This is a genomic window from Burkholderia singularis (genome assembly GCF_001718875.1).
In the GTDB taxonomy this organism is placed as follows: Bacteria; Pseudomonadota; Gammaproteobacteria; order Burkholderiales; family Burkholderiaceae; genus Burkholderia; species Burkholderia singularis.
On the sequence record NZ_CP013448.1, the window covers coordinates 726,537 to 747,567 of the forward strand.

Below are 21,031 nucleotides of genomic sequence, written 5' to 3' on the forward strand. Positions count from 1 at the left end.
GCGCCGCGCGGCCGGACCGAACCTTGAATGAATGGATGAACCTGAAATGAGTCAAGCGATGCAACCTCAGCGCACCTCCTCTGTCACCGAAGCCGCCGCGCCGCGCGTGCGCGTGTGGGACGCGATCAACCGGTCGGGCATCGTCGTGGTGTTCATTGTGCTGTTCGCGGTGCTCTGCGCCGTGGTGCCCGATTTTCTCACCGTGCGCAACATCCAGGGATTGCTGCTGTCGGTCACGCTGATCGGCTCGATCGCCGTCACGATGATGTTCGTGCTCGCGCTCGGCGAGGTCGATTTGTCTGTCGCGTCGATCGTCGCGTTCTCCGGTGTCGTCGCATCCACGGTCATCACGCAGTCGCACAGCGTGCTGCTCGGGGTGGCCGCGGGCGTGCTCGCGGGCGGTGCGGTGGGCCTCGTGAACGGCGTGCTGATCGCGCGCTTCGAGATCAATTCGCTGATCGCGACGCTCGCGATGATGGAAGCCGTGCGCGGCCTCGCGTTTCTGACGTCGAACGGCGACGCCGTGATGATTTCCGAGGAACGCTTCTTCGATCTCGGCGGCGGCTCGTTCCTCGGCATTTCGTATCCGATCTGGAGCAATATCGTCGGCTTTGCCGTGTTCGGCTTCCTGCTGAAGAAGACCGTGTTCGGCAAGAACGTGCTGGCGGTCGGCGGCAATAGCGAGGCCGCACGGCTCGCGGGGCTGCCGGTCACGCGGATCAAGATCGCCGTGTTCGTGCTGCAGGGGCTCGTGACGGGCTTCTCCGGCGTGATGCTCGCGTCGCGCATGAGCTTGGGCGATCCGAAGACGTCGGTTGGGCTCGAACTCGGCGTGATTTCCGCGTGCGTGCTGGGCGGCGTGTCGCTCACGGGCGGCGTCGCGACCATCTCGGGCGTGCTGGTGGGGGTGCTCATCATGGGGGCGGTGCAGGACGCGATGAGCTTGATGAACGTGCCGACGTTCTATCAATACCTGATTCGCGGCGGCATTCTGCTGCTCGCCGTGCTGTTCGACCGGTTCCGCCGCAGCCGGCGGGCGGTCTGATCCGCGCGGCGCGACGCCCACGCGGCGTGCGGAAAAACAGGCCGCGCCGGGGTGCGGACGGCGCGGCCCTGCCCTGTATGGATAACGACTACATAGGAGACAGATCATGAAAGCCATCAAGCGGTTCGCGTTCGGCGCGCTGGTCGGTTCGGCGCTGGCGGTGAGTGCCGTGGCATCGGCGCAGGACAAGCCGATCACCGTCGGGTTTTCGCAGGTGGGCGCCGAGAGCGCGTGGCGCACGGCCAATACAGTGTCGGTGAAAAGCGCGGCGAAGGACGCCGGCATCACGCTCAAATTCTCCGACGCGCAACAAAAGCAGGAGAACCAGATCCGCGCGATCCGCTCGTTCATCGCGCAGAAGGTCGACGTGATCGCGTTCTCGCCGGTCGTCGAATCCGGCTGGGAACCGGTGCTGACCGAGGCGAAGGCGGCGCATATTCCGGTGATTCTGACCGACCGCGCGATCGACGTGAAAGACAAATCGCTGTACGTCACGATGATCGGCTCCGATTTTCTCGAGGAAGGGCGGCGGGCGGGCCGCTGGCTCGAGGAGCGCTACAAGGCCGACGCGGGCCCCGTCAATATCGTCGAGCTGCAGGGCACCGTCGGCTCGGCGCCCGCCAACGATCGCCACGCGGGCCTGATGGAAGTGATCCGCAACGATCCGAAGTTCAAGATCATCGCGTCGCAAAGCGGCGATTTCACGCTCGCCGGCGGCAAGCAGGTGATGGAAGCATTCGCGAAGAGCTACGGCAAGCAGATCAACGTCGTCTACGCGCACAACGACGACATGGCGCTTGGCGCGATTCAGGCGATGGAGGAAGCGGGCATCAAGCCGGGCAAGGACGTGAGCGTCGTGTCGTTCGATGCGACCAAGGGCGGCTTCCAGGCGATGGTCGCCGGCAAGATCAACGTCGATGTCGAGTGCAGCCCGCTGCTCGGCCCGCAATTGATGAGCGCGGTGAAGGACGTGGTCGCGGGCAAGCCGCTGCCCAAGCGCATCGTGACGAACGAGACGGTGTTCCCGATGAACGTGGCCGCGCAAGTGCTGCCGAGCCGCAAGTATTGAAGCCGAAGCGCAGGCGTCTCACGCGCGCGCCGGGCGCCGGCGCGTTTGCCCGGCCAAGACGGCCCGCTTCTTCATCCTTGAGGATTGCTTCGACATGACGCGTGCTCCTGTGCTCGAGATGATCGGCATCGACAAAACCTTCCCCGGCGTGAGCGCGCTGCGGCGCGTGAGCCTGCGCCTCGCGCCGGGCGAGATTCATGCGTTGATGGGGCAGAACGGCGCCGGCAAATCGACGCTCATCAACGTGCTGACGGGCGTGTGCGCGCACGATGCCGGCGAGATTCGCCTCGACGGCCGCCCGGTGCGCTTCGCCACGCCGCGCGAGGCCGAGGCGGCGGGCATCCAGACGATTTACCAGGAAGTGAATCTGTGCCCGAATCTGTCGGTCGCGGAGAACATCTTCGCTGGCCGGCAGCCGACCAGGCGCGGCGCGATCGACTGGCGGACGATTCACGCGCGCGCGCGCGAGGCGCTTGCGAATCTGAAGCTGTCGATTGACGTCACGCGCTCGCTCGACGCCTATCCGATCGCCGTCCAGCAGATGGTGGCGATCGCGCGGGCGGTGTCGGTCGACGCGCGCGTGCTGATCCTCGACGAGCCGACATCGAGCCTCGACGACGGCGAGGTCGCACGGCTCTTCGATGTGCTGCGCCGGCTGAAGCAAGCGGGGCTCGCGATTCTGTTCGTCACGCATTTTCTCGAACAGACCTATGCGATTTCCGATCGCATTACGGTGCTGCGCAACGGCGAGCGCGAGGGCGACTATCCGGCCAGCGAGCTGAGCGTCGAGCAGCTCGTCGCGAAGATGACGGGCCGCGAGCCGGCGGGCGGGCGGCTCGACGGCGGCGCGCCCGCCGCCGCGTGCGGCGGCGATTCGGCCGAACCGTTCCTGTCGATGCGCGGCGTGGCGCGGCGCGGCATGCTGCCGCCCGTCGATCTCGACGTGCGCGCGGGCCGGATTCTCGGGCTCGCCGGGCTGCTCGGCTCCGGGCGCACCGAGACCGCGCGGCTCGCGTTCGCCGCCGAGCGCGCCGACGCGGGCACGATACGCATCGACGGCCGGCCCGTGAAACTGGCGTCGCCGCGCGACGCGGTGCGGCACGGCATCGCGTATTGTCCGGAGGATCGCAAGAAAGAGGGAATCGTCGCCACGCTGTCGATTCGCGAGAACATCGTTCTCGCGCTGCAGGCGCGGCGCGGCTGGTGGCGCATGATCGGCCGCGCGCGCCAGCGTCAGATCGCCGACGAATGGATCGCGCGGCTCGGCATCAGCGCGCGCGACGCCGAGCAGCCGGTCGGCCTGCTGTCGGGCGGCAACCAGCAGAAGGTGCTGCTCGCGCGCTGGCTCGTCACCGAGCCGAAGCTGCTGATTCTCGACGAACCGACGCGCGGCATCGATATCGCCGCGAAGTTCGACATCATGGAGCGCGTGCTGGCGCTGTGCGCAAAGGGGCTCGCGATCCTCTTTATTTCGTCCGAAATCGCCGAGGTGGTGCGCGTGAGCCACCGGATCGCCGTGCTGCGCGACCGGCGCAAGGTCGCCGAGCTGGCGGGCGGCGCGATTGCCGAAGACCGCGTGTACCGGCTCATTGCGGGAGACGACGCATGACATCCACGGCATCTATGACGTCCCTGCGCGCGCTGGTGCGTCATCCGCTCGTCTGGCCGTCGCTGACGCTCGCGCTGCTGCTCGCGATCGACGTCGCGCACCGCGCCGACTTCCTGTCGATCACGTTGCTCGACGGCCATCTGTTCGGCGCGCCGGTCGATATCCTGAACCGCGCGGCGCCGCTCGCGATCGTCTCGCTCGGCATGACGCTCGTGATCGCCACGCGCGGCATCGACATTTCGGTCGGCGCGGTGGTCGCGATCGCCGGGGCCGCCGCCGCAGTGGTTCTCGAAGCCCATCCGTTGGCGCATCGCGCGGATATCGGCGCGGCGCTGCTCGCGGCGGCGGGCGTCGGGCTGCTGGCTGGCGTATGGAACGGCATGCTGGTCGCGTTCGTCGGAATGCAGCCGATCGTCGCCACGTTGATCCTGATGGTTGCCGGGCGCGGTATCGCCCAATTGCTCACGGGCGGCCAGATCATTCCGATCGAAGCGCCCGGCTACCTGGCGCTCGGCGACGGCTACCTCGCGGCCGTGCCGTGCGCGATATGGATCGCGGCCGGCGCGACGGCCGTGACCGCGTGGCTCGCGAATCGCACGGCGCTCGGCCTGTTCATCCGGTCGATCGGCGTGAATCCGGTCGCCACCCGGCTGGTGGGCCTGCGATCCAGCGCGATCGTGTTCGGCGTCTACGTGTTTTGCGGCTTGATGGCAGCGCTCGCCGGCATCATCGCCAGCTCGAACGTGCGCAGCGCCGACGGCAATCACGCGGGGCTGCTGCTCGAACTCGACGCGATTCTCGCGGTGACGCTCGGCGGCACGTCGCTCGCGGGCGGGCGCTTCAGCCTCGCCGGCACCGTGCTCGGCGCGCTGATCATCCAGACCCTGACCTACACGACTTATTCGATCGGCGTGCCGCCGGAGGCGACGCTTGTGGTCAAGGCGATCGTCGTGATCGCGGTGAGCGTGATCCAGTCCGAATCGGCGCGCGCGCTGCTCGTGCGGGCGGCGGCGCGTTACCTGCGCTTCACACGGCCGCGCACGGCCACCAGAACAGGAGCACGCACGCCATGAGCAAGCTGACCGGCCGGCTGGCCGACCCCCGAGTCCTGCCCATTGTCGTGACGATCGCGTTGTTCGCCGTGCTGTTCGGCTTCGGCTGCGTGATGTACACCGGATTCTTTTCGTTGCAGGTGCTGTCGGGGCTCATCGTCGACAATGCGTTCCTGCTGATCGTGGCGATTGGCATGACGTTCGTGATCGTATCGGGCGGGATCGATCTGTCGGTCGGCTCCGTCGTCGCGCTGACGACGATTCTCTGCGCGCTCGGCGCCGAATGGCTGCATTGGCCCATCTGGGCGGTCGTGCCGGCCGTACTCGCAATGGGTACGCTGTATGGCGCGTCGATGGGCGCGCTGATCCATTATTTCCGCCTGCAGCCTTTCATCGTCACGCTGGCGGGCATGTTCCTCGCGCGCGGCGCGTGCTTTCTGATCACCACGCAGTCGATCACGATCAACGAACCGACGTTTCATGCGGTCGCCGGCCTGAGCGTGCCCCTCGGCGGCGGCGCGCTGAACGCGGGCGCGCTGATCGCGCTCGCGGTGCTCGCGGCGGCGATCTACGTCGCGCATTTCACGCGCTTCGGACGCAACGTCTACGCGATCGGCGGCAACGAGCGCTCGGCGTTGCTGATGGGGCTGCCGGTCGCGCGCACCAAGATCGGCGTGTATGCGCTCAGCGGCCTGTGCTCGGCGCTCGGCGGCGTGGTGTTCACGCTTTACGTGCTGTCGGGCTACGGCTTGCAGGCGCAAGGCATGGAGCTCGACGCGATCGCGGCGACCGTGATCGGCGGCACGTTGCTGACGGGCGGCGTCGGCTACGTGGTTGGTTCGGTGTTCGGCGTCGGCATACTCGGCACGATTCAGACACTGATTACGTTCGACGGCACGCTCAGCTCGTGGTGGACGCGCATCGTGATTGGCGCGCTGCTCTGCGCTTTCTGTTTGCTGCAGCGGATCATCGAGCGGCACGCCGCGCGGCGCCCGGCCGGCGGCGGCGGGTTCGACGCCGCGCCGCAGCCGCCGGGCGCCGCGGTGTCGCGGCCCAACGGCGCCGATGATGATGCCGGTCTCGTATCGATGAGATGATGTGGGTTCAGAGCCACCTGACAACGAGGAAAAAAAACATGCAACCGGAAACCGGATTCGACATCGATGCCTTGGACGCCGTGGAATCGACCGCCCCGCTGGTGACCCAATTCGTCCTCGATCTGAGCAGCGCGCCGGACAGACGCATCGTCGCCGACGCATTGCGCCTGCTGTTGCGCGAGCGCTCGGACGCACTGAATTTCGCGATGCGCATCGCCGCCGAGCATGGCCAGCCGCGGCCGGACCCCGGCGGTTTCGGCTTGAGCGATATCCTGCGGCTGCTGCGCACTGTGGAGCGGGTTGACGTGCCCGATTGATCGAGCGGGCGCCGGCCGCGCGGGGCTGACGGGACGCCAAGACGCCGTGCCGGGCGCGAGACGCCCGGCGCCTCGCCGATACCCGGATCGTGCCCGCGCGCGGCTTGATAGGCTGCGATATGCCGGAGCCGGACCGCGGTGTTGCCGCAGCCAAGAATCAAGAATAACGATTGTTGAATCGATGGAGACAAACGCATGACGAACGAGATACGCGCCGATTTGCTGATCGACAGCCGGTGCGCGCTGGGAGAGGGCGCGACCTGGTGCTGGCGCAGCGGCCTGCTGTATTGGACCGACATCGAAGGCCGGCAACTGTGGCGCCACGATCCCGGCACGAACACAAGCGTATCGTTTCCGATGCCCGAACGGCTTGCGTGCTTCGCGTTGTGCACCAATCCGCGCTACCTGCTGCTCGGGCTGGCGACGCATCTGGCCTATTTCGATACGGAACACGCCGCGATGACGGCGATCGTCGATGTCGAACCCGGCCTGCCGACGCGTTTGAACGACGGCCGCTGCGACCGGCAGGGCCGTTTCGTATTCGGCACCAAGCATGATGTCGACGAGCCCGAGCCGATCGGCGGCTTCTATCGGCTGAACGCCGATCTGACGCTCGAGCGTTTGCCGTTGCCGAACTGCGCGATTTCGAACAGCATCGCTTTCGCGCCGGACGGCCGGACGATGTATTACTGCGATTCGCCCACCCGGCGGATTCACGCATGCGACTATCCCACGTTCGCGTCCAACCGGGTGTTTGTTGAACTGGATGGCGCCGACGGCGTGCCCGACGGCTCAACCGTCGACCGGGACGGCTATTTGTGGAATGCGCAATGGGGCGCATCGCGCGTGGTGCGATATGCGCATGACGGCAGCGAGGCCGCGCGCATCGCCGTGCCGACCCGTCAGCCGAGCTGCGTCGCGTTCGGCGGGCCGCGGCTCGGCACGCTTTATGTGACGAGTGCCGCCGTTGGCCTTGCCGATGCCGCGCGCCGGGCCGATCCGCATGCGGGCGGTGTGTTTGCCGCGCAGCCCGGCGTGTACGGGCTTGCGGAGCCGGTGTTCGGCTTCGGCGGGTGATGGACGCGATGGCCGCGTCGCCCGCGTCGCGAACGGATGCGGGCGGCGGTGCGGCGGCACGCGCGTGCACGGCGCCGGCGCGGTAGGCGCCGCGCGGTTCCCGCAAGTGCGGATGATGACGTTGGAAGAGACGAAACAGCCTGCTTCGTGCGGTCATGCCGTTCAATTCAGTTAAGCGCGGCTTAGCGGGCCAGCAACCATTCGAACTGCGTTCGAAACAAAGGAAAAAGGCCGCTCCGACGTCAACCGGAGCGGCCTTTTTACCCTAACTGAACGGCACGATCCCTTCATCGAGCTTTTTCGTGCGGTTCGCGAAAGGCCGGGATACCAGTGGGCTCCTCCCGGCGCTTGGGCGCCTGGGCGCGTTGCGTCAGACGTTGATCACACGTTTAAACGTTGATCGGTCGGCAAAGGGCCGTGAAGGCTAGGTTTCGCGGGGAAATCAAGCCACGGCCTTTGCGGGAATCGCTGGAAGTACCCCCAGTTGTACCCCCATAGGGGTATCGGGATGATAGATCAGTCTGGATGCCGGTGCCAGCGCTGCGCCTGCCGGATAAAACGGTTATGGCGCAGACCGCATTGTTGGCTGACGTCTGAAACGGTACGCGATGAGATACAGGGGAACGGGCCGCTGTGGCCCATACCTTGGAGAACACTCATGGCAGATCATCACGCCCGCCACAACACGCTGGGGCAAGATGCTTTGTTCACTACGCCGGCCTCGCTTATGCTCGATGCCCGCCTCACGCCGCTGGAGCGCAATGGCTGGCAGGTTCTACGCATGCTGCGCTCTGCGGACGGCATCAGTCCGCTTGCAAACCTGGGGCAGTTGCGTCGCTATCTCACGTCTACCCCGCTGGGGCAGCGGGCCGGATACGAGACTGCTTGGCGCGTCCTCGTCGTGCTTCGGCTGACGGGGTGGATCAGTCTGGTGGGCCAGCAACGCGATCCCCTTACCGGCCATGTGCTCAGCGAGCTGTATCAGGTTCACGAAAGTACCCTGGACTTCCAACAAGCCTGCGCGCTCGATGCCAGTCTGTCCGCGCTTCTGCAAGCGTCTATCGGCCACGAAAACAACCAGGTGGATCGGGTGGCTGTCCACATTCAGGCAATGCTGGCGCAGGCACCTGAAGCCGCCTTCATTACGACCCACGATCAGCGCCACGATGACGATGATTTGCCCCCTACGCCACCGTCGCAGGCTAGCGAGGCAGCCGACTTACTGCCATTGTCTGGCGATTCCGCTAGCAGCACGCTTGTTCCGCAACAGACCGAACACGCTCGCCACATGACGGCTGAGCAGGGCAGTACGTATAAGACGTATATGTATAAAAAAGAACGTACGTACCGCGCGCGCAAAGGCGACGGCCATTCGGCATCGCCGTCGGTGAGCTTGCCGCCCTGCCTGAGCAATGCCCAGGCAGACCAGCAAAAGGACGTGCAGGCCGCCTTGCGGCGGCTGCCGCCGCGGCATCGCCAGGAAGTGCTCGATGAGTTGCAGGCACGCAGCCAGAGCGGCACCATACGCAATGTCGTAGCCTACTTCGTCGCCTTGGTGAAGCGCGTATTTGCGGGCGAGTTCCGCTTGTGGGCAGGACGCAAGGAGACGTCTGCCGCCCCAAGGGCTGCCGAGAATCGGCCTGCTGGTGCGCTACGCACCGAAGACCGCCTAGTACCGACTGCGCAACCGGCATCGCGTGAAACCGCCCTGGCGCACATCGCCAATATCCGCAAGATGCTGAACGCCTCGACGAACGCTGGGGACATTGCAGCGCAGGCAATGCAGACCAGGGGATGGCAGCCGCATCTTGCGTAGTAAATGCTGCCGCGAAATGGGCCGTCACTGCCAGCCGCAGTGACGGCCCCGCACACGCCAGCAACAATGCGGGCGAATGCCGAATCCTATTGCGTGCGGCAGACATGATGATGGTCGCCCTACACTGACCGGGCAGTTGCCAAGACCGATGGGCTTCGTACATCGGCACCTCCAACAGCGCAGGTCCCTGCAAGCGCTGGCCCGTCAGGGCGGAACCACCCCCAGGTATGCCCAGGCTCCGATCGCATACCGGCCCCACCCAGGGCGGAGCCTTCTTCGTCCGTTTGAACTCAGCCCTACCGCGCCGTCTGGCGCACTGTCCTTTGCGGCAATTGCCTGTGCGCAACGCACAGGGTTCCCGCTGCATTTCTCATCCCACTCACTTCATCGAAGGACTCGTCCACGTTCGCATCACTTTCGTCTTGCAGTACCTCCGTCTGGACTTCCAACAGGGAGCAAGACGGACGCCTCATTCGAGGCTCTGGTGTCTCCTGAACACCATGCCCTTGCCCTCACGGGATCTCGCCTTGGCGAGTTGGCACTAACACTAACCAATGAATTTCAGGACAACGCATTACGGCGCTTTGCATGGAGGCCGGAAGATGGACGACTTGACCTACACCCTGCGGCAGCTTTGCCAGCGCAATCGTGACGGCAGCTACAACACACAGGCCGACCGGATGCGTTCTCTCGCGCTGGCTGCGCGGCAACTACGCGAGGCCGGTTTCCGGCAGATGAAGGCTTCGTCGCTCAAGGGCAAGCACGTCCAGGCGTTGCTGGATCGCTGGCAAGGCGAAGGTTTGTCGTCTGGCACTATCAAGAATCGGCTCTCTCATCTGCGCTGGTGGGCCGAGAAGATCGGCAAGGCTGGCGTCCTTCCGATGGACAACGCACAGCTTGGCGTGGCTGAACGCCGTTATGTGACCAACATCAGCAAGGCCCGCGAACTGGGATCAGCACTTGATCAGATCACCGATGTCCATGTGCGCATGAGCCTGCGACTGCAGGCCACGTTTGGCCTGCGCCGAGAAGAATCCATCAAGTTCCAGCCCAGCTATGCAGACCGGGGCGATCATCTCGCTCTCAAAGGGTCATGGACGAAAGGCGGAAGGGTACGAACCCTACCGATCACAACGCCCGAACAGCACGAAGTGCTCCGGGCTGCGCACCGTCTGGCAGGCGCTGGATCAATGATCCCGGCACACAAAAGCTACATCCAGCAGCGGCATGTCTACGATGGTCAGTGTAAAGTGGCGGGATTGAGCAACATGCGCGGGCTACGGCATCGCTATGCACAGGTACGGTACGAGGCGCTGACGGGATGGGCAGCATCCGCAGCAGGAGGCCCACCTTGCCATGCGCTGTCGGCGGAACAACGCGAACTCGACACCCATGCGAGACGCACCATCAGTCGGGAGTTAGTGCACGATCGACCACAAATTACCAGCGTGTACTGCGGAAGATAGGCAGCATTGGACGCCGATTACTGCTTGGCAATATTTTTGCGGTGGAAGTTCAGGTACTCGATATGCCCCGGAAGGATGAAGCGCAAACTCGTGAAATCGTCCAAATGCAATGTCTTCCGTGCATCCTGTGACAGTAATGATGAGACTAACAGGCTTCCGTCATCGCCAAAAGTAATTAGGCCTTGGTCAAACAACGCGTCGTAGTGGACCGCCAATAGCAAGCCATTGAACGGATCGAGCCTTTCGTTATCGTCAGCCAGCGACCAAGGCTTGGCATGGCTGGCTCGCAGCAGGGAGAGTGGCAAGTCGCTGCCGGAGAGGGCGCATCGTCCTTCCCACAGCTTCATTAGGGCTTCACGAAAAACATCTTGCCCTATGCGCTGGCGTACTTCGTTGGTGCGCTCCGTGGCTGGGATTGCCGCCAGTCGCGCTTCCACCTTGGCCGACAAGACTGAAGCTGGATGCGTTTGCAAGGAATGAAGAACACGTAGCACGTCATAGAGTTGAGCAGCATCTGCGGCCAGACCTGCACTGGCCATGCCGCGTGGTAGCTGTTGTATTGCGGGGATCAGACCGATACGTTCCATCGCGTTGGGTTCTGGCCCTGCAAGCAAGATACCCTGCCCGGAGACACGCACTGCCACCCGAATGGGGGTTCCACTGATTCCAGCCAGAAACCAGCCGTCTTCGGCTGTGGAGAGCAAATCGTAGCCGCTGTCGGTCAAGGCTTTGACGACAAGGGTAGGCAGTTTCAGTTCGCGTGGCATCACGCTTGCCCCTCAAAGATCTCGTTTCAGGAGACGATCGGAAGCAGGGGAGCCGCGCAGTTGTATGGCGACCCAAGGTGCCTGTGCGTACGCCGGCGGCGGTGGGGTGGTCGTCGTCACGATGTACTGAAACAGCGGGGCCGAGCCGAACTCTTCCAGTTCATGCACAAGATGAAACAGGCCGTGGTACAGGGCGAGCCCCAGGTCGGCTTCACGTGGACTGTCATGAAGCAGGAAAGCCGGCAGTTTCGTGTCACCTTCGATGCTCATGCAAAGGGTCGCAAGATCGAAGGCCACGACTTTCAGCGAGTCGATGGCCGACGTCGAACGATCCCCGCCCATCTGGACAACCAGGCTCAGCCCGTTTCCGGTCAATCGGATCTCGCCGCTGGCTTCAGGTCCGACCAAACGTCGAATGATCGGGTCGAACTTCTGGGCAAGCTTCGAGAAAGCGGTCGCATTCTGACTTTGCAGCGCCGCGATCCGCTCTCGCGCTTGCTCAATCTCGGTTTGGTGCCTGTCTAGGCGGGCTTCGGCAGATTGCTGCTGTTCGAGCAGCAAGGCCAGGCGCTCTACATCGTCCGCCGCCTTGCGCGCGGCATACCACGCCCCATCGCGCTGCTCGCGAAGCTTCAGCAGGTTCTGGTAATGCTGCTCCCTGCGCGTTGCATCCTGTTTCGCCAGCGCTAGCTCCGGCTTTAATTGATTCAGCAGGGATCGAGCAGACTCGAGGCGATCCTGTTCATCCTCCAGTGCCTTGCTACCGCTCTCCAGCCTGGCCTTGCAGGCCTCCACATTTGGAACCTTGTGTGACAATCCGCATTGGCTCGCCAGAACGCGGTCAATGGGTACCTCGCAAATGGGACAAGGATAATTCTCCGCTTCCTTGATCGAGTAGACCAATGCCGGATATTCGCCCTTGATCGCGGATATCGCACGCTCGATGGCTGGTATCACAACCTCTTGCCTTCCAATATCAGCCTGGATTCTTGCCACCTCAGCTTGGGCGTTTTCGTGCGCCTGCCGCACGGAATCAATATCCGGAGTTGCGCCCGCCCCGCTGGACTGGGTTTGCGCTGCCAACCGCTCCTGCGCCGCCCGACGCAGGATTTCGACACCCAGGGTGCCCTGCGCAAGTTCATCGTCCGTAACGCCAAGCACTTCCAGAAGCTGCTTTCTTAGCTTGCGGATCTCCCAGGCACGATGGCCTATTTCCTGCTCCTGGCTGCGGCTCAACTCGCTCATCGCGGCGGTGTCGACACGGAGCGTCTGTTCGGAGGGGTCGATGGCGTTCAACAGGGCTCGCAGTGCCTCCAGCCTCTCGGTTCGATTCAGCCCCCGCGCCGGCGACTCCGAGTCGGATAGTGCGGATCGCCATTCAAGAACATGGTCGAATCTGCATTCCTGGTCCCTGCTCAACAGCGCCAAGGCAATCTGCCAGGCCTGATGCTCTTGTTTCTTGCCAGCGATCAAAACTCTGACGCTTGGTGTCAGCAGATTCTCTTCGATGGCGTTGAGCAATGGAGACAGGCCAGTGCCCGGCATTTCGCTGAGAACAAGTTCATCGAGATTGCCATCCAGTACCGCGAAATGCCGCCGCCGGATGCCCAAGGGTCGAAGGACGGCCCAACAGACACCATCCAGCATGACTTCCATACCAACCCATCCGTTGGGAAATGCCGAACTGATTCCGTTGCGCTGATCTTCGGGAGCGAACTTGTCCTCGCCCAGGCAATAGCGCAGCAGTCTGCAGAACAAGGTCTTGCCTCCGCCATGACCGATGCCGTTGTCGTCTGGCGTCCAGATGATATTCAGGCCTGGACGTAATGGAACATCCCGCAAGGGCGGCTCTCCAGGTTTTTCCCATATCACCAACCGCTTCACCCATAAGCGTGGCTCATGCATCTGGGCCGACGGGGTGAGACATAGCTGTTGCTGGAACATGTCAGGCTGTGGCTTCAATCCATCCCCCTATCTCGTCAGGCAACTCGTGAATGACACGATCGAAGTCCTGCCCTCGGGCTTGCAAGAAAACAAGAATCATCTGGGCGCGCCCTTCGGCCCATTCGGCGGCAGGCACATCCAGTTCGGCACCTTTGGCCCAAGTGCCCGCCCCCAGATCTTCAACTAGGTGGCCATTACTTCGCAGAAAACGCACAGCCCTGCCCCAAGCCTGATTTGCACGTGGGATGAAGCTCAACACCGCTCCGGAGAGCGGCCTGGCTTCTTCGCCTATCAAGCGTTGCCAATCCAAAGCATCCTGCGCATCCAGCAAAGGCGTCATCAGCCTAGGCTCAAGCACCAAGACGGCGGCGAGGCGTACCTGGCGCACTGGCCATGGCCCCCCTGCAGCCTTGAGCAAGGCGGCCAGGGCCGCCCCTGTCTCCGCCACTTCATTCTGTTGTGGTCGTGCCCAGATTCCATCGGGCAGGGCCGCTCGATCGACGACCTGCCGAACCGTGGCTTCCTCCTGAGCAGGCAATGCGTCTTCTACCTGGAAACCTCGCTTGAAGGCTTCCAACACCAGATGCTGGGTGCGGTACTGCACATGATTGCGACGGGTTTCACCATCGACACTGGCCAATCGAAGGGGCGTGGTTGACGTCTCCCTGTAAGCCCCGAAATCCCGCAACTCATTGTTTCGGAGCACACGGAAAGTCTCGCTGGGATAGTCTTCACCGGCCACGTCGGCCGGATCGAGGATGTAGCGCAGTTCTTCCTCGGTCAGGCCGTAGAGTCTGGCGTAGCAGGCATCGAGTTCGGCACGCAGATGGGCGCGACGTTCGGGGTGCCAAGGGAAGGGTGAACCGGTATAGCCAAGGTCGACAGCCCAGTCGGCCAGGTCGTGGGCGGTATAGGTCAGTTCCAGTACGCGCGGGACGATAAAAGCCAGGTCGAATTCGGTGTAGCGGTCTGGCGAGAGAATAGGAAGCTGTTTGTAAATAAAGTAATTAAGGTGCGTCCCACCGACTTTATGGCGAGCCACAAAATCAAGAGCGAGTGAGCCCAAGTTGCCCAACAGGGCAGCCGCTTTCCGGGAATCAAGGTCTGCTCCAAGTAGCATCAAGGGCATGTTGTTCCCCACCCCCGCTCTCGGAATTACCGACGCGATCACGGTGCGCTCGTCCGTGGCACGGCAGATATCCCGCCAACCCATCAGCCAGCGTGGGCTGCGACGGTCCATCCAGGTATCGAGTTCAGTATGAACACCTTTATCGCGGGTCTCACTCGCGGCTTGCGCGGCAAAGCGTTGCAGAATGGCGAGTTCGTCGTCGGACAGGGATTGGTCTCTGTCCTGATGGGCCCATTTGGCGAATTCGGTGATGGCCTTTTTGCCGGTGATTTTGTTGTCGCGCAGGGAGATGGCGCAGGCAGGGTAGTCACTGGCCAAGGTGCGTTCCACACGTGGGGCGGTGTGCAGTTTCCAGGCGTCGCTGTAGCTGCCGTCGGGCTCGGGATTGCCGGCTTCGCGGCGGAAGAGTTCCCCGGCAATCCACTGGGCCAACGCCAACCACAAGGCGTCTAGCGCGCTGCGCCGTGTGTCTACGCTGGCCTGGTGCACGACCAGCCAAGTCTTGCTGATGGCGCGGGGCACGCGAGCGATGCGAGCTAGCACTTCGCGCTGTCCCACCCAGTAGCGTGGACGTATGAAGAAGGTCGGATCGGCTTTTTGCTCCTCGCTCACGTCCACTGTCGTCAGGCCATCCTGGCTGGAATGGTCTTCCACGTAACTGGCCCAGCGATGATCGAACTGGTGGATCATCTTGGCTTCGTACAGGGGCAGGCTATCCGGTGAATCACCGTCGCGAAACAGGTGGCTGTCATTGGACATGTGGAACATGGTTTGGAAGCGAATCCCCCAAGGGCTGTCTTCCGGTTCCACGATATCGCCGTTTTCGTCCACCTGCGCTTCGCGTATCAGCACCGGCGCTTGGCGGTAGAGTTTCTTGGTCAGTTCTGCGTCACGCTGGCTGCGAAAGACTGGGCAAGTGCGTGTGTTGGGGTTGATCAGAGCGAATTCCTGAGGGGTCAGGGTGAAGTGGCGGCGAGGGTCGGCTAAGTGGCTCACTTGGGTAGCGAAGCAGACGAAACGCGCGGCTTCTGCTTGGCCCAGTGTCAGCAGGCAAAACTTCTGGCGGCTATCCACAGCCGGGAAGACCTCTTCACGGTTCTCGAAGTCGAACAGGCTGACCAGCCGCCCGGATTGGCTGATGGCGGAGAAGAACGCCTTGGTGGAATCGTCGGTGGCGATCCCGGTGGGTACAATCAGCCCCGCTCGGCCCGGTCGTCCCGCCAGTTGTGCAAAAGTCTCGGCAAACAGCGCATAAGTATTGACGTCACCGACGCCAGTCAGTGGGTAGCGCCCGCCCTCGCCGCCCTTGACGTGGACGAAGGCACTGGTGGCCTCAGCGGTACGGCGGGCGGTAATGAATTCCTGGTACAACCGCCGCTCGTTGCTGCAAACCAGTTCGGTCTGAACCCTGTCCGGCTCCAGATGCTGGGCCAGTATCCCCTCGCTCAGCCACTGGATACGCTGGCTGCGTTCCGCCTTGTTCCTGGCGTTGGCGATATCGCCATTGCGGCTGGCGAAGAATTCCTCTTCCTGCAACTTGATGCGCTCCCATGGCGGGTTGCCCAGCATCACGCTAAAGCCGCCCTGCGCGGCGATATGGGGGAATGCAATCCACCAATGCAACACGCGGGCCAGGGCGCAGGCTTCGCGGGCAGTGGCTTCGACGAGCGCCAGGGTCGGCTCATTCTCACTATTCGCTACGGCCCACAGGTGGCGGGAGCTGGGGACGGGCTTGTTATCTGCCTTGGGTAGCAGGAAGACCCCCAGGTAAAGATCAGCCAGGCGCGCCAAGCGGCTTTGATTGGCAGCGCTACGGGCCTGCTGCCAGGTGGCCTGTTTAGCGGCCACCTGCAGCAGATCATCGTCGGTGAGTTGCTCCACCGCGCCGGTTCGGATGGCCAGTTGTTCCTCGCGGAACAGGTCGCCACTCGCAAGTGCCCGTTGCCAGCTCTCGCGCTCGCGCTTGTTCTGTTTCTTGAGTTCGCTGGCAAGGGTCTTGTCGTCGCCACTCAGAGGAGTGAAGGCGGCATCCGGCAGGCCTCGGTCGAGGATGGCGGGATCGAGTACGCCCAACAGGGCATCGCCGCATTGCAGGTGGTGATCGAGAAAGCCCAAGGGCTTGTCGGGCGTCATGGCTTCCAGCCATAGGGACATGCGCGCCAGTTCCAGCGCCAGCGGGTTCAGATCCACACCGTAGATGCAGTGGCCGATGACGTCGCGCAGTGCCTGACGGTAGTCGTCGCCGCTGGGCGTGCCCTGGGCGCGCAATTGAGCCAAGTGATTGGCCAATCGCCTGGCGGCGGCGAGCAGGAAATGGCCGCTACCGCAGGCCGGGTCACAAACGGTGATCGACAGCAGTGCGGTCTGCGGGTCGCAGGCACCCGCTATGCGCTGGCGAATGACCGGTTCCAGCGAGGAATTCAGCAGCTCCTGTACCAGGGGATCGGGCGTGTAGTAACTGCCGCTGGTCTTGCGGGCATTGCCCTGGCTTTGCTCGGCATTGGCAAAGCGGAACACGCGGCCATCCTGGGCGACCTGGGGCACCAGTTCCAACAGGCTTTCATAGACGCTGCCCAGTTCTTCCGGCCCCATGTCACGCCAGTTGATGCGGGTGAGGCTGCCGCCGTCAGGTATCCAGGCCAACCGGTGAGTCGCGGCCAGCAGGGTATTGTTGCCCAGGTCTGCGTGATCCAAATCAGAGCATTGATCGGTCGCGAACAGGCCACCCAGCGCCGGCAGCGCCAACAGCGGCTGGCCGCTGGCCAGCCCTGCAAACACCGGCTTGAGTCCCTGCCAGAGGTCGGTATGGCGATCCCAGATGCGGCGGTGGCGGGTGCGTTCACGCAGACGACGCAGACTGTAGCCGTCCTGATACAGACGAATGGCTTCAGGGTCGGCATGATCCGGGTGCAGCAGACCACGCTCCTCGATGGTCAGCAGGAAGATGAGCCGGTAGACCAGCCGCAGTAGTTGCTGGAAGTAATCGTCGGGCGTGAGTTCGCCGCTCGCCAGGCGGTGACGCAAGGCGCCATTGCCGGCTTCGGACAGGAAGCCTTGGCCCAGGGTCTTGAGCGCGTCCTCCACACCGATGCGCAGTTTTTCACGGGCACGGGTGCCCTGCTCCCGGCTGGCGGCGTACCAGGCTTCCAGTGCGCATTGCTGCGGCAGTTGCTGGCCTTGGCCGAAGCGGCTGGCGTGGATCAGCAGCCACAACAGTGAGAAGTCGGCGAAGCGCTGCTCGGTAAAGATGCGCTCCAGATCGGCTTCGATCCAGGCCGGGCGAGTCAGGCTGGCATTGTCGCGCGCCACCCGCAGCGACAGGCCATTGCTCGCGATGCCCCACAAGGTGGTGTCGGCCGCATTGAGATAGTCCTGCAACAGCCCGAAGGCGCTGCGCTGGCGCCCGCCATCGCCCAAGCGGCGGTCACGCTCCTCCAGACGCTGGTCGCAGGGAGCGACCACCAGCGGCAACCGACCATCGCAAGCGGTGGCCGTGAGTGGATAGCTGCGCTCAGCCAGGATTTGCGGCTCGACGCCGGCAACGATATCGGTAACGCCGAACACTTCGCGCAGCAACTGAGTGACGAAGCGTTGTGTCAATGCCTGGGCATCGCTTGCACCCGCGCAGGTGGCGGCGAAATCGTTCCAGTGTGCTTCGGCGATACGCCAGTAACGCCCCAGTTCGTCGCGCAGATTCAGGCCCTTGGGCACCCCATAGTCCGTTGGGGCCTGGTGCGGAGCCTGCAGGGCGGCCACCTTGGCCAGCCACTCCGCCGGCAGCAGTCCACCTTCGATGGCGATCGCATCGAACTGCAGCACGGCATCCTTGCGACGGCTCATGCAGCACCTCCAGGCATCAGGACATAGGCGGCAATGACGTCCACCGGTTTGAGCGCGCGTACTTCATAGCGGCCCCGGGCATCGGCTGCTTCGCGCACACGCCGGTGATCTGCCAGCAGTCTTTCGGCCTGGGCATCGGCGAGGTGTTCCAGTTGCTCCTGGCGCTGCTGCAACGTCTCCAGAAGGTTGTGCATTTCGCGCTGACGCACCACGTCCGGCAGGTTGCCCTGGGCTGGCGCCTCCAGCCAGGCAAGCAATTGATCGCCCTGGATCTCGACCGGATCGGTACGGCCCTGCCAGGCCACGGGCAAGGCTTCTTCGACCAGCAAGGTCTGGTTGCGGCCCTCCCGGGTGGTGCTGATCTGGTGCCGCAGGCGCAGCAACAGCACCGAGGTGACACTCTGCACCGCCGGGCTGCGCCAGACGCCGATCCGGCCCAGCGTGGCCAGTTGCTGGCCGTCATGGGTTTCCGCCACCAAGGAACGCTCCAGCAGTTCGTCGGCCAGGGTGGCGATCAGCGGATGGCTACGGTGGATGAAGCGGCAGCGCGACGCCGGGGGCTGGTTGAAGTCGATGCGCAAATCGCCGTCCACGCCTTCGGCTGCCAGCCGCTCGCGCAATGCTGGAGGCAAAGCGCTGATGGGCGCGGTAGCTCCGCGGGCGCGCAGCGACAATCCTGCCCCCAGACGCGCCATGGCTTGGGTGGCAAAACGCTTGACGTCATCGCTGCTGCCAAGCACGGCACGCATGCGCTCCCATTCCGGCAGCACGTCAGCAGGCCGCAAGCGGCGCTGGGCAAAGACGGTGCGGTTCTTCTTGGCTTTTTCAGCCAGGTCGGTCCAGCGAACGTCGAGTGCCCGGCTTTCTGGGTACTGATCGAAATCAAAGGAGCGTTGTGGGCCGCCTGCTCGCTCGCTGCGCAGCATCACAGCCTTCATCAGCGCCTGAGTGAGGGTATGGTCGTCGTCGGGCAGTGGCACCGGCACGCCCAGTTCCTGGCGGATCTTTTCCGCCTTGCGCAAGATGACCTGCAGTACGGCACCATCCACCGGGTTATTGGCGCCATAGATCAGGGTGGCGCGCACCTTGGGGCTGGTCTGACCGAAGCGATCGACCCGACCTTCGCGCTGCTCATGACGCGTGGGGTTCCAGGACAGGTCGTAATGGACCACGGCATCGAGGTTTTCCTGCAGGTTGATGCCTTCGGACAGGCAGTCGGTAGCGATCAGCAGGCGACGCTCGGCTTCGCCCAGGGCATCGACACGGCGCTCCCGCTCTGCAGCCGGAAATTCACCCGTCACCACGTCCACGGTGACGCCTCGGAATCTGCCCGCCAGATGGTCATGCAGGTAGCGGGCGGTGGCGATGTAGCGGCAAAACACCACGGGATTGAAGCCATCGTCGATAAGCTGTTTGAGGTGGCTGCCGAGCAGGCGCAGTTTGGGATCGCTCTCTTCGCCGGCCAGCGTCTCGGCCTTGTTCAACAGGTCGAGCAGGGCAGGATCACCGATGTCAGCAGCTGGCACCACATCGTCTTCGCTCAGGGCATCTTCCGTGCCATCGAACAACGGGCCGAGAATCTCTTCAGGCGCCTGTTCCACCTGATCGGCCAGCAGACGGGTGCGCAGGGCCTGTACGGCCGCCGCCGGGCTACTGGCGACGCAGCGCATCAGCGCCAGCGTGCCCCAGAAGCTGAGGCGCTGACTCCGCTCGTCCCCACCGGCGCGTTGTACCACTTCACGGCAGTAGTCGAGCACGTCCTGGAAGAAGTTTTCCCACAGGCCACCAAGGCGATAGGTCAGCTCGGCCGTTTCGCGCTGGGGGAAGATGCTGCCGTCCTGCCATTCGTCGATGTCGGGTCGGCGCCGCTGCACGAAATGCAATGCCAACTGATCGCGCAGCCGTTCCTTGGTATCGCCACTGGCTGTCGCCAGCGCAGCGAACTCCGGCTTCAACAGCCCCAGCAAGCTGTAGAACGTGTCCTGGTCGCCGCTGTGAGGAGTGGCGGTGAGCAGAACCAGGTGGCGTGCTTCGTTGGCTGCCAACGCACGCAGCAGCTCGAAGCGCAGCTGCCGGCCCTGGCCCGCGCTGACGCAGGTGTGGGCTTCGTCGACGATGACGAATTCCGGGCAGGCGCGGATGAAGTCGTGACGATGGCGCTCGGACTTGATGTAGTCGAGGCTGACGACGGTGACCGGATGCACCTGAAACAACGATTCACCGACCGGGATGCCTCGCTCCAATCGGGCCGCACTGGTCGCGGTGACAGCAACCGCGTGCAGGTGAAAGCGGTCGTTGAGTTCGCGCACCCACTGTTCGACAAGGTGCGGCGGACACAAGATGGCCATACGCTGGATCTCGCCGCGATCCTGCAGTTCGCGTGCAATCAGGGCGGCTTCGATGGTCTTGCCGATCCCCACGTCGTCGGCGATCAACAGGCGCACCGGATCAAGACGCAACGCCATCAACAGCGGCACTAGTTGATAGGTACGCGGCTCCACCGCGATGTTGCCGAAGCTGCGGAAAGGGCCGGCACCGCGACGCAGCGCCATGCGCAGCGCATCGGAGAGCAGGATGGCTTCGCCCTGACTGCCCTCCAGCGAGGGATCGGGTGGTGGGAAGTGAGCGGATTCGATGCCAGGTTCCAGATCGATGTGGATCAGTGCGCCCTCTTCTTCGGTGCCGGACAAGGGCCGCAAGCGCAACAACGGAGGAACGCTGCCTGGCTGAACGATCCATTCGCGCCCGCGCGCATGGATCAGCGAACCCGGGGTGTATTGAGGAATGGACATCTCGATGGTTC

The 21,031-nt window shown here is 63.6% G+C and carries 13 protein-coding genes; 9 read left to right on the forward strand and 4 right to left on the reverse strand.

Features of this window, described 5'->3' with window-relative positions; all coding sequences use genetic code 11:
• Positions 1-46 precede the first annotated feature (46 nt).
• From araH to AQ611_RS03415, 9 genes are all read left to right on the forward strand, one after another.
• The gene (gene araH / locus AQ611_RS03375; RefSeq protein ID WP_059520659.1) at positions 47-1,045 is read left to right on the forward strand and encodes an L-arabinose ABC transporter permease AraH; all 999 of its coding nucleotides are present in this window, start codon (positions 47-49) and stop codon (positions 1,043-1,045) included.
• Between the two features lie 106 nt (positions 1,046-1,151).
• A complete protein-coding gene (locus tag AQ611_RS03380; RefSeq protein ID WP_069233709.1) occupies positions 1,152-2,114 on the forward strand; it encodes an ABC transporter substrate-binding protein in 963 nt (320 codons plus the stop codon).
• A 94-nt stretch (positions 2,115-2,208) separates the two neighbouring features.
• Entirely contained in the window at positions 2,209-3,723 is a 1,515-nt protein-coding gene (locus AQ611_RS03385) for a sugar ABC transporter ATP-binding protein (RefSeq protein WP_059520661.1), read from the forward strand.
• A 14-nt stretch (positions 3,724-3,737) separates the two neighbouring features.
• A complete protein-coding gene (locus AQ611_RS03390) occupies positions 3,738-4,796 on the forward strand; it encodes an ABC transporter permease (protein ID WP_069233710.1) in 1,059 nt (352 codons plus the stop codon).
• Complete coding sequence (yjfF, locus tag AQ611_RS03395; protein ID WP_069233711.1) at positions 4,793-5,872, forward strand: galactofuranose ABC transporter, permease protein YjfF; 1,080 nt, start codon at positions 4,793-4,795, stop codon at positions 5,870-5,872. Before AQ611_RS03390 ends, yjfF begins: the two co-directional genes overlap by 4 nt.
• 38 nt (positions 5,873-5,910) lie before the next feature.
• Complete coding sequence (locus tag AQ611_RS03400; protein WP_231935896.1) at positions 5,911-6,189, forward strand: hypothetical protein; 279 nt, start codon at positions 5,911-5,913, stop codon at positions 6,187-6,189.
• 195 nt (positions 6,190-6,384) lie between these two features.
• Positions 6,385-7,266 carry an SMP-30/gluconolactonase/LRE family protein gene (locus tag AQ611_RS03405; RefSeq protein ID WP_069233712.1) on the forward strand — a complete coding sequence of 294 codons (882 nt, stop codon included), beginning with the start codon at positions 6,385-6,387 and terminating at the stop codon, positions 7,264-7,266.
• Positions 7,267-7,924: 658 nt separating this feature from the next.
• Entirely contained in the window at positions 7,925-9,082 is a 1,158-nt protein-coding gene (locus AQ611_RS03410) for an STY4528 family pathogenicity island replication protein (protein ID WP_069233713.1), read from the forward strand.
• Positions 9,083-9,684: 602 nt separating this feature from the next.
• Positions 9,685-10,548, forward strand: coding sequence for a phage integrase N-terminal domain-containing protein (locus AQ611_RS03415; protein ID WP_069233714.1), 864 nt, complete (start codon positions 9,685-9,687; stop codon positions 10,546-10,548).
• Between the two features lie 17 nt (positions 10,549-10,565).
• On the opposite strand, the gene AQ611_RS03420 is transcribed toward AQ611_RS03415, so the two are convergent.
• The 4 genes from AQ611_RS03420 to AQ611_RS03435 are packed head-to-tail and all read right to left on the reverse strand — an operon-like array spanning position 10,566 to position 21,020.
• Positions 10,566-11,315: an HNH endonuclease gene (locus tag AQ611_RS03420; RefSeq protein WP_069233715.1), complete on the reverse strand. Its 750-nt coding sequence runs from the start codon at positions 11,313-11,315 to the stop codon at positions 10,566-10,568.
• Positions 11,316-11,327: 12 nt separating this feature from the next.
• Entirely contained in the window at positions 11,328-13,259 is a 1,932-nt protein-coding gene (locus AQ611_RS03425) for a chromosome segregation protein SMC (protein WP_231935898.1), read from the reverse strand.
• 1 nt (position 13,260) lies between these two features.
• A complete protein-coding gene (locus tag AQ611_RS03430) occupies positions 13,261-18,228 on the reverse strand; it encodes an Eco57I restriction-modification methylase domain-containing protein (RefSeq protein ID WP_069233716.1) in 4,968 nt (1,655 codons plus the stop codon).
• Positions 18,225-21,020: a helicase-related protein gene (locus tag AQ611_RS03435; RefSeq protein WP_069235114.1), complete on the reverse strand. Its 2,796-nt coding sequence runs from the start codon at positions 21,018-21,020 to the stop codon at positions 18,225-18,227. The genes AQ611_RS03430 and AQ611_RS03435 overlap by 4 nt, the downstream gene beginning before the upstream one ends.
• Positions 21,021-21,031: the final 11 nt, after the last annotated feature.

What these genes read in the sequence shown, in the direction of transcription:
- araH (WP_059520659.1), top strand. Translation starts at nt 47, where the DNA reads ATGAGTCAAGCGATGCAACCTCAGCGCACCTCCTCTGTCACCGAAGCC.
- AQ611_RS03380 (WP_069233709.1), top strand. Translation starts at nt 1,152, where the DNA reads ATGAAAGCCATCAAGCGGTTCGCGTTCGGCGCGCTGGTCGGTTCGGCG.
- AQ611_RS03385 (WP_059520661.1), top strand. Translation starts at nt 2,209, where the DNA reads ATGACGCGTGCTCCTGTGCTCGAGATGATCGGCATCGACAAAACCTTC.
- AQ611_RS03390 (WP_069233710.1), top strand. Translation starts at nt 3,738, where the DNA reads ATGACGTCCCTGCGCGCGCTGGTGCGTCATCCGCTCGTCTGGCCGTCG.
- yjfF (WP_069233711.1), top strand. Translation starts at nt 4,793, where the DNA reads ATGAGCAAGCTGACCGGCCGGCTGGCCGACCCCCGAGTCCTGCCCATT.
- AQ611_RS03400 (WP_231935896.1), top strand. Translation starts at nt 5,911, where the DNA reads ATGCAACCGGAAACCGGATTCGACATCGATGCCTTGGACGCCGTGGAA.
- AQ611_RS03405 (WP_069233712.1), top strand. Translation starts at nt 6,385, where the DNA reads ATGACGAACGAGATACGCGCCGATTTGCTGATCGACAGCCGGTGCGCG.
- AQ611_RS03410 (WP_069233713.1), top strand. Translation starts at nt 7,925, where the DNA reads ATGGCAGATCATCACGCCCGCCACAACACGCTGGGGCAAGATGCTTTG.
- AQ611_RS03415 (WP_069233714.1), top strand. Translation starts at nt 9,685, where the DNA reads ATGGACGACTTGACCTACACCCTGCGGCAGCTTTGCCAGCGCAATCGT.
- AQ611_RS03420 (WP_069233715.1), bottom strand. Translation starts at nt 11,315, where the DNA reads ATGCCACGCGAACTGAAACTGCCTACCCTTGTCGTCAAAGCCTTGACC.
- AQ611_RS03425 (WP_231935898.1), bottom strand. Translation starts at nt 13,259, where the DNA reads ATGTTCCAGCAACAGCTATGTCTCACCCCGTCGGCCCAGATGCATGAG.
- AQ611_RS03430 (WP_069233716.1), bottom strand. Translation starts at nt 18,228, where the DNA reads ATGAGCCGTCGCAAGGATGCCGTGCTGCAGTTCGATGCGATCGCCATC.
- AQ611_RS03435 (WP_069235114.1), bottom strand. Translation starts at nt 21,020, where the DNA reads ATGTCCATTCCTCAATACACCCCGGGTTCGCTGATCCATGCGCGCGGG.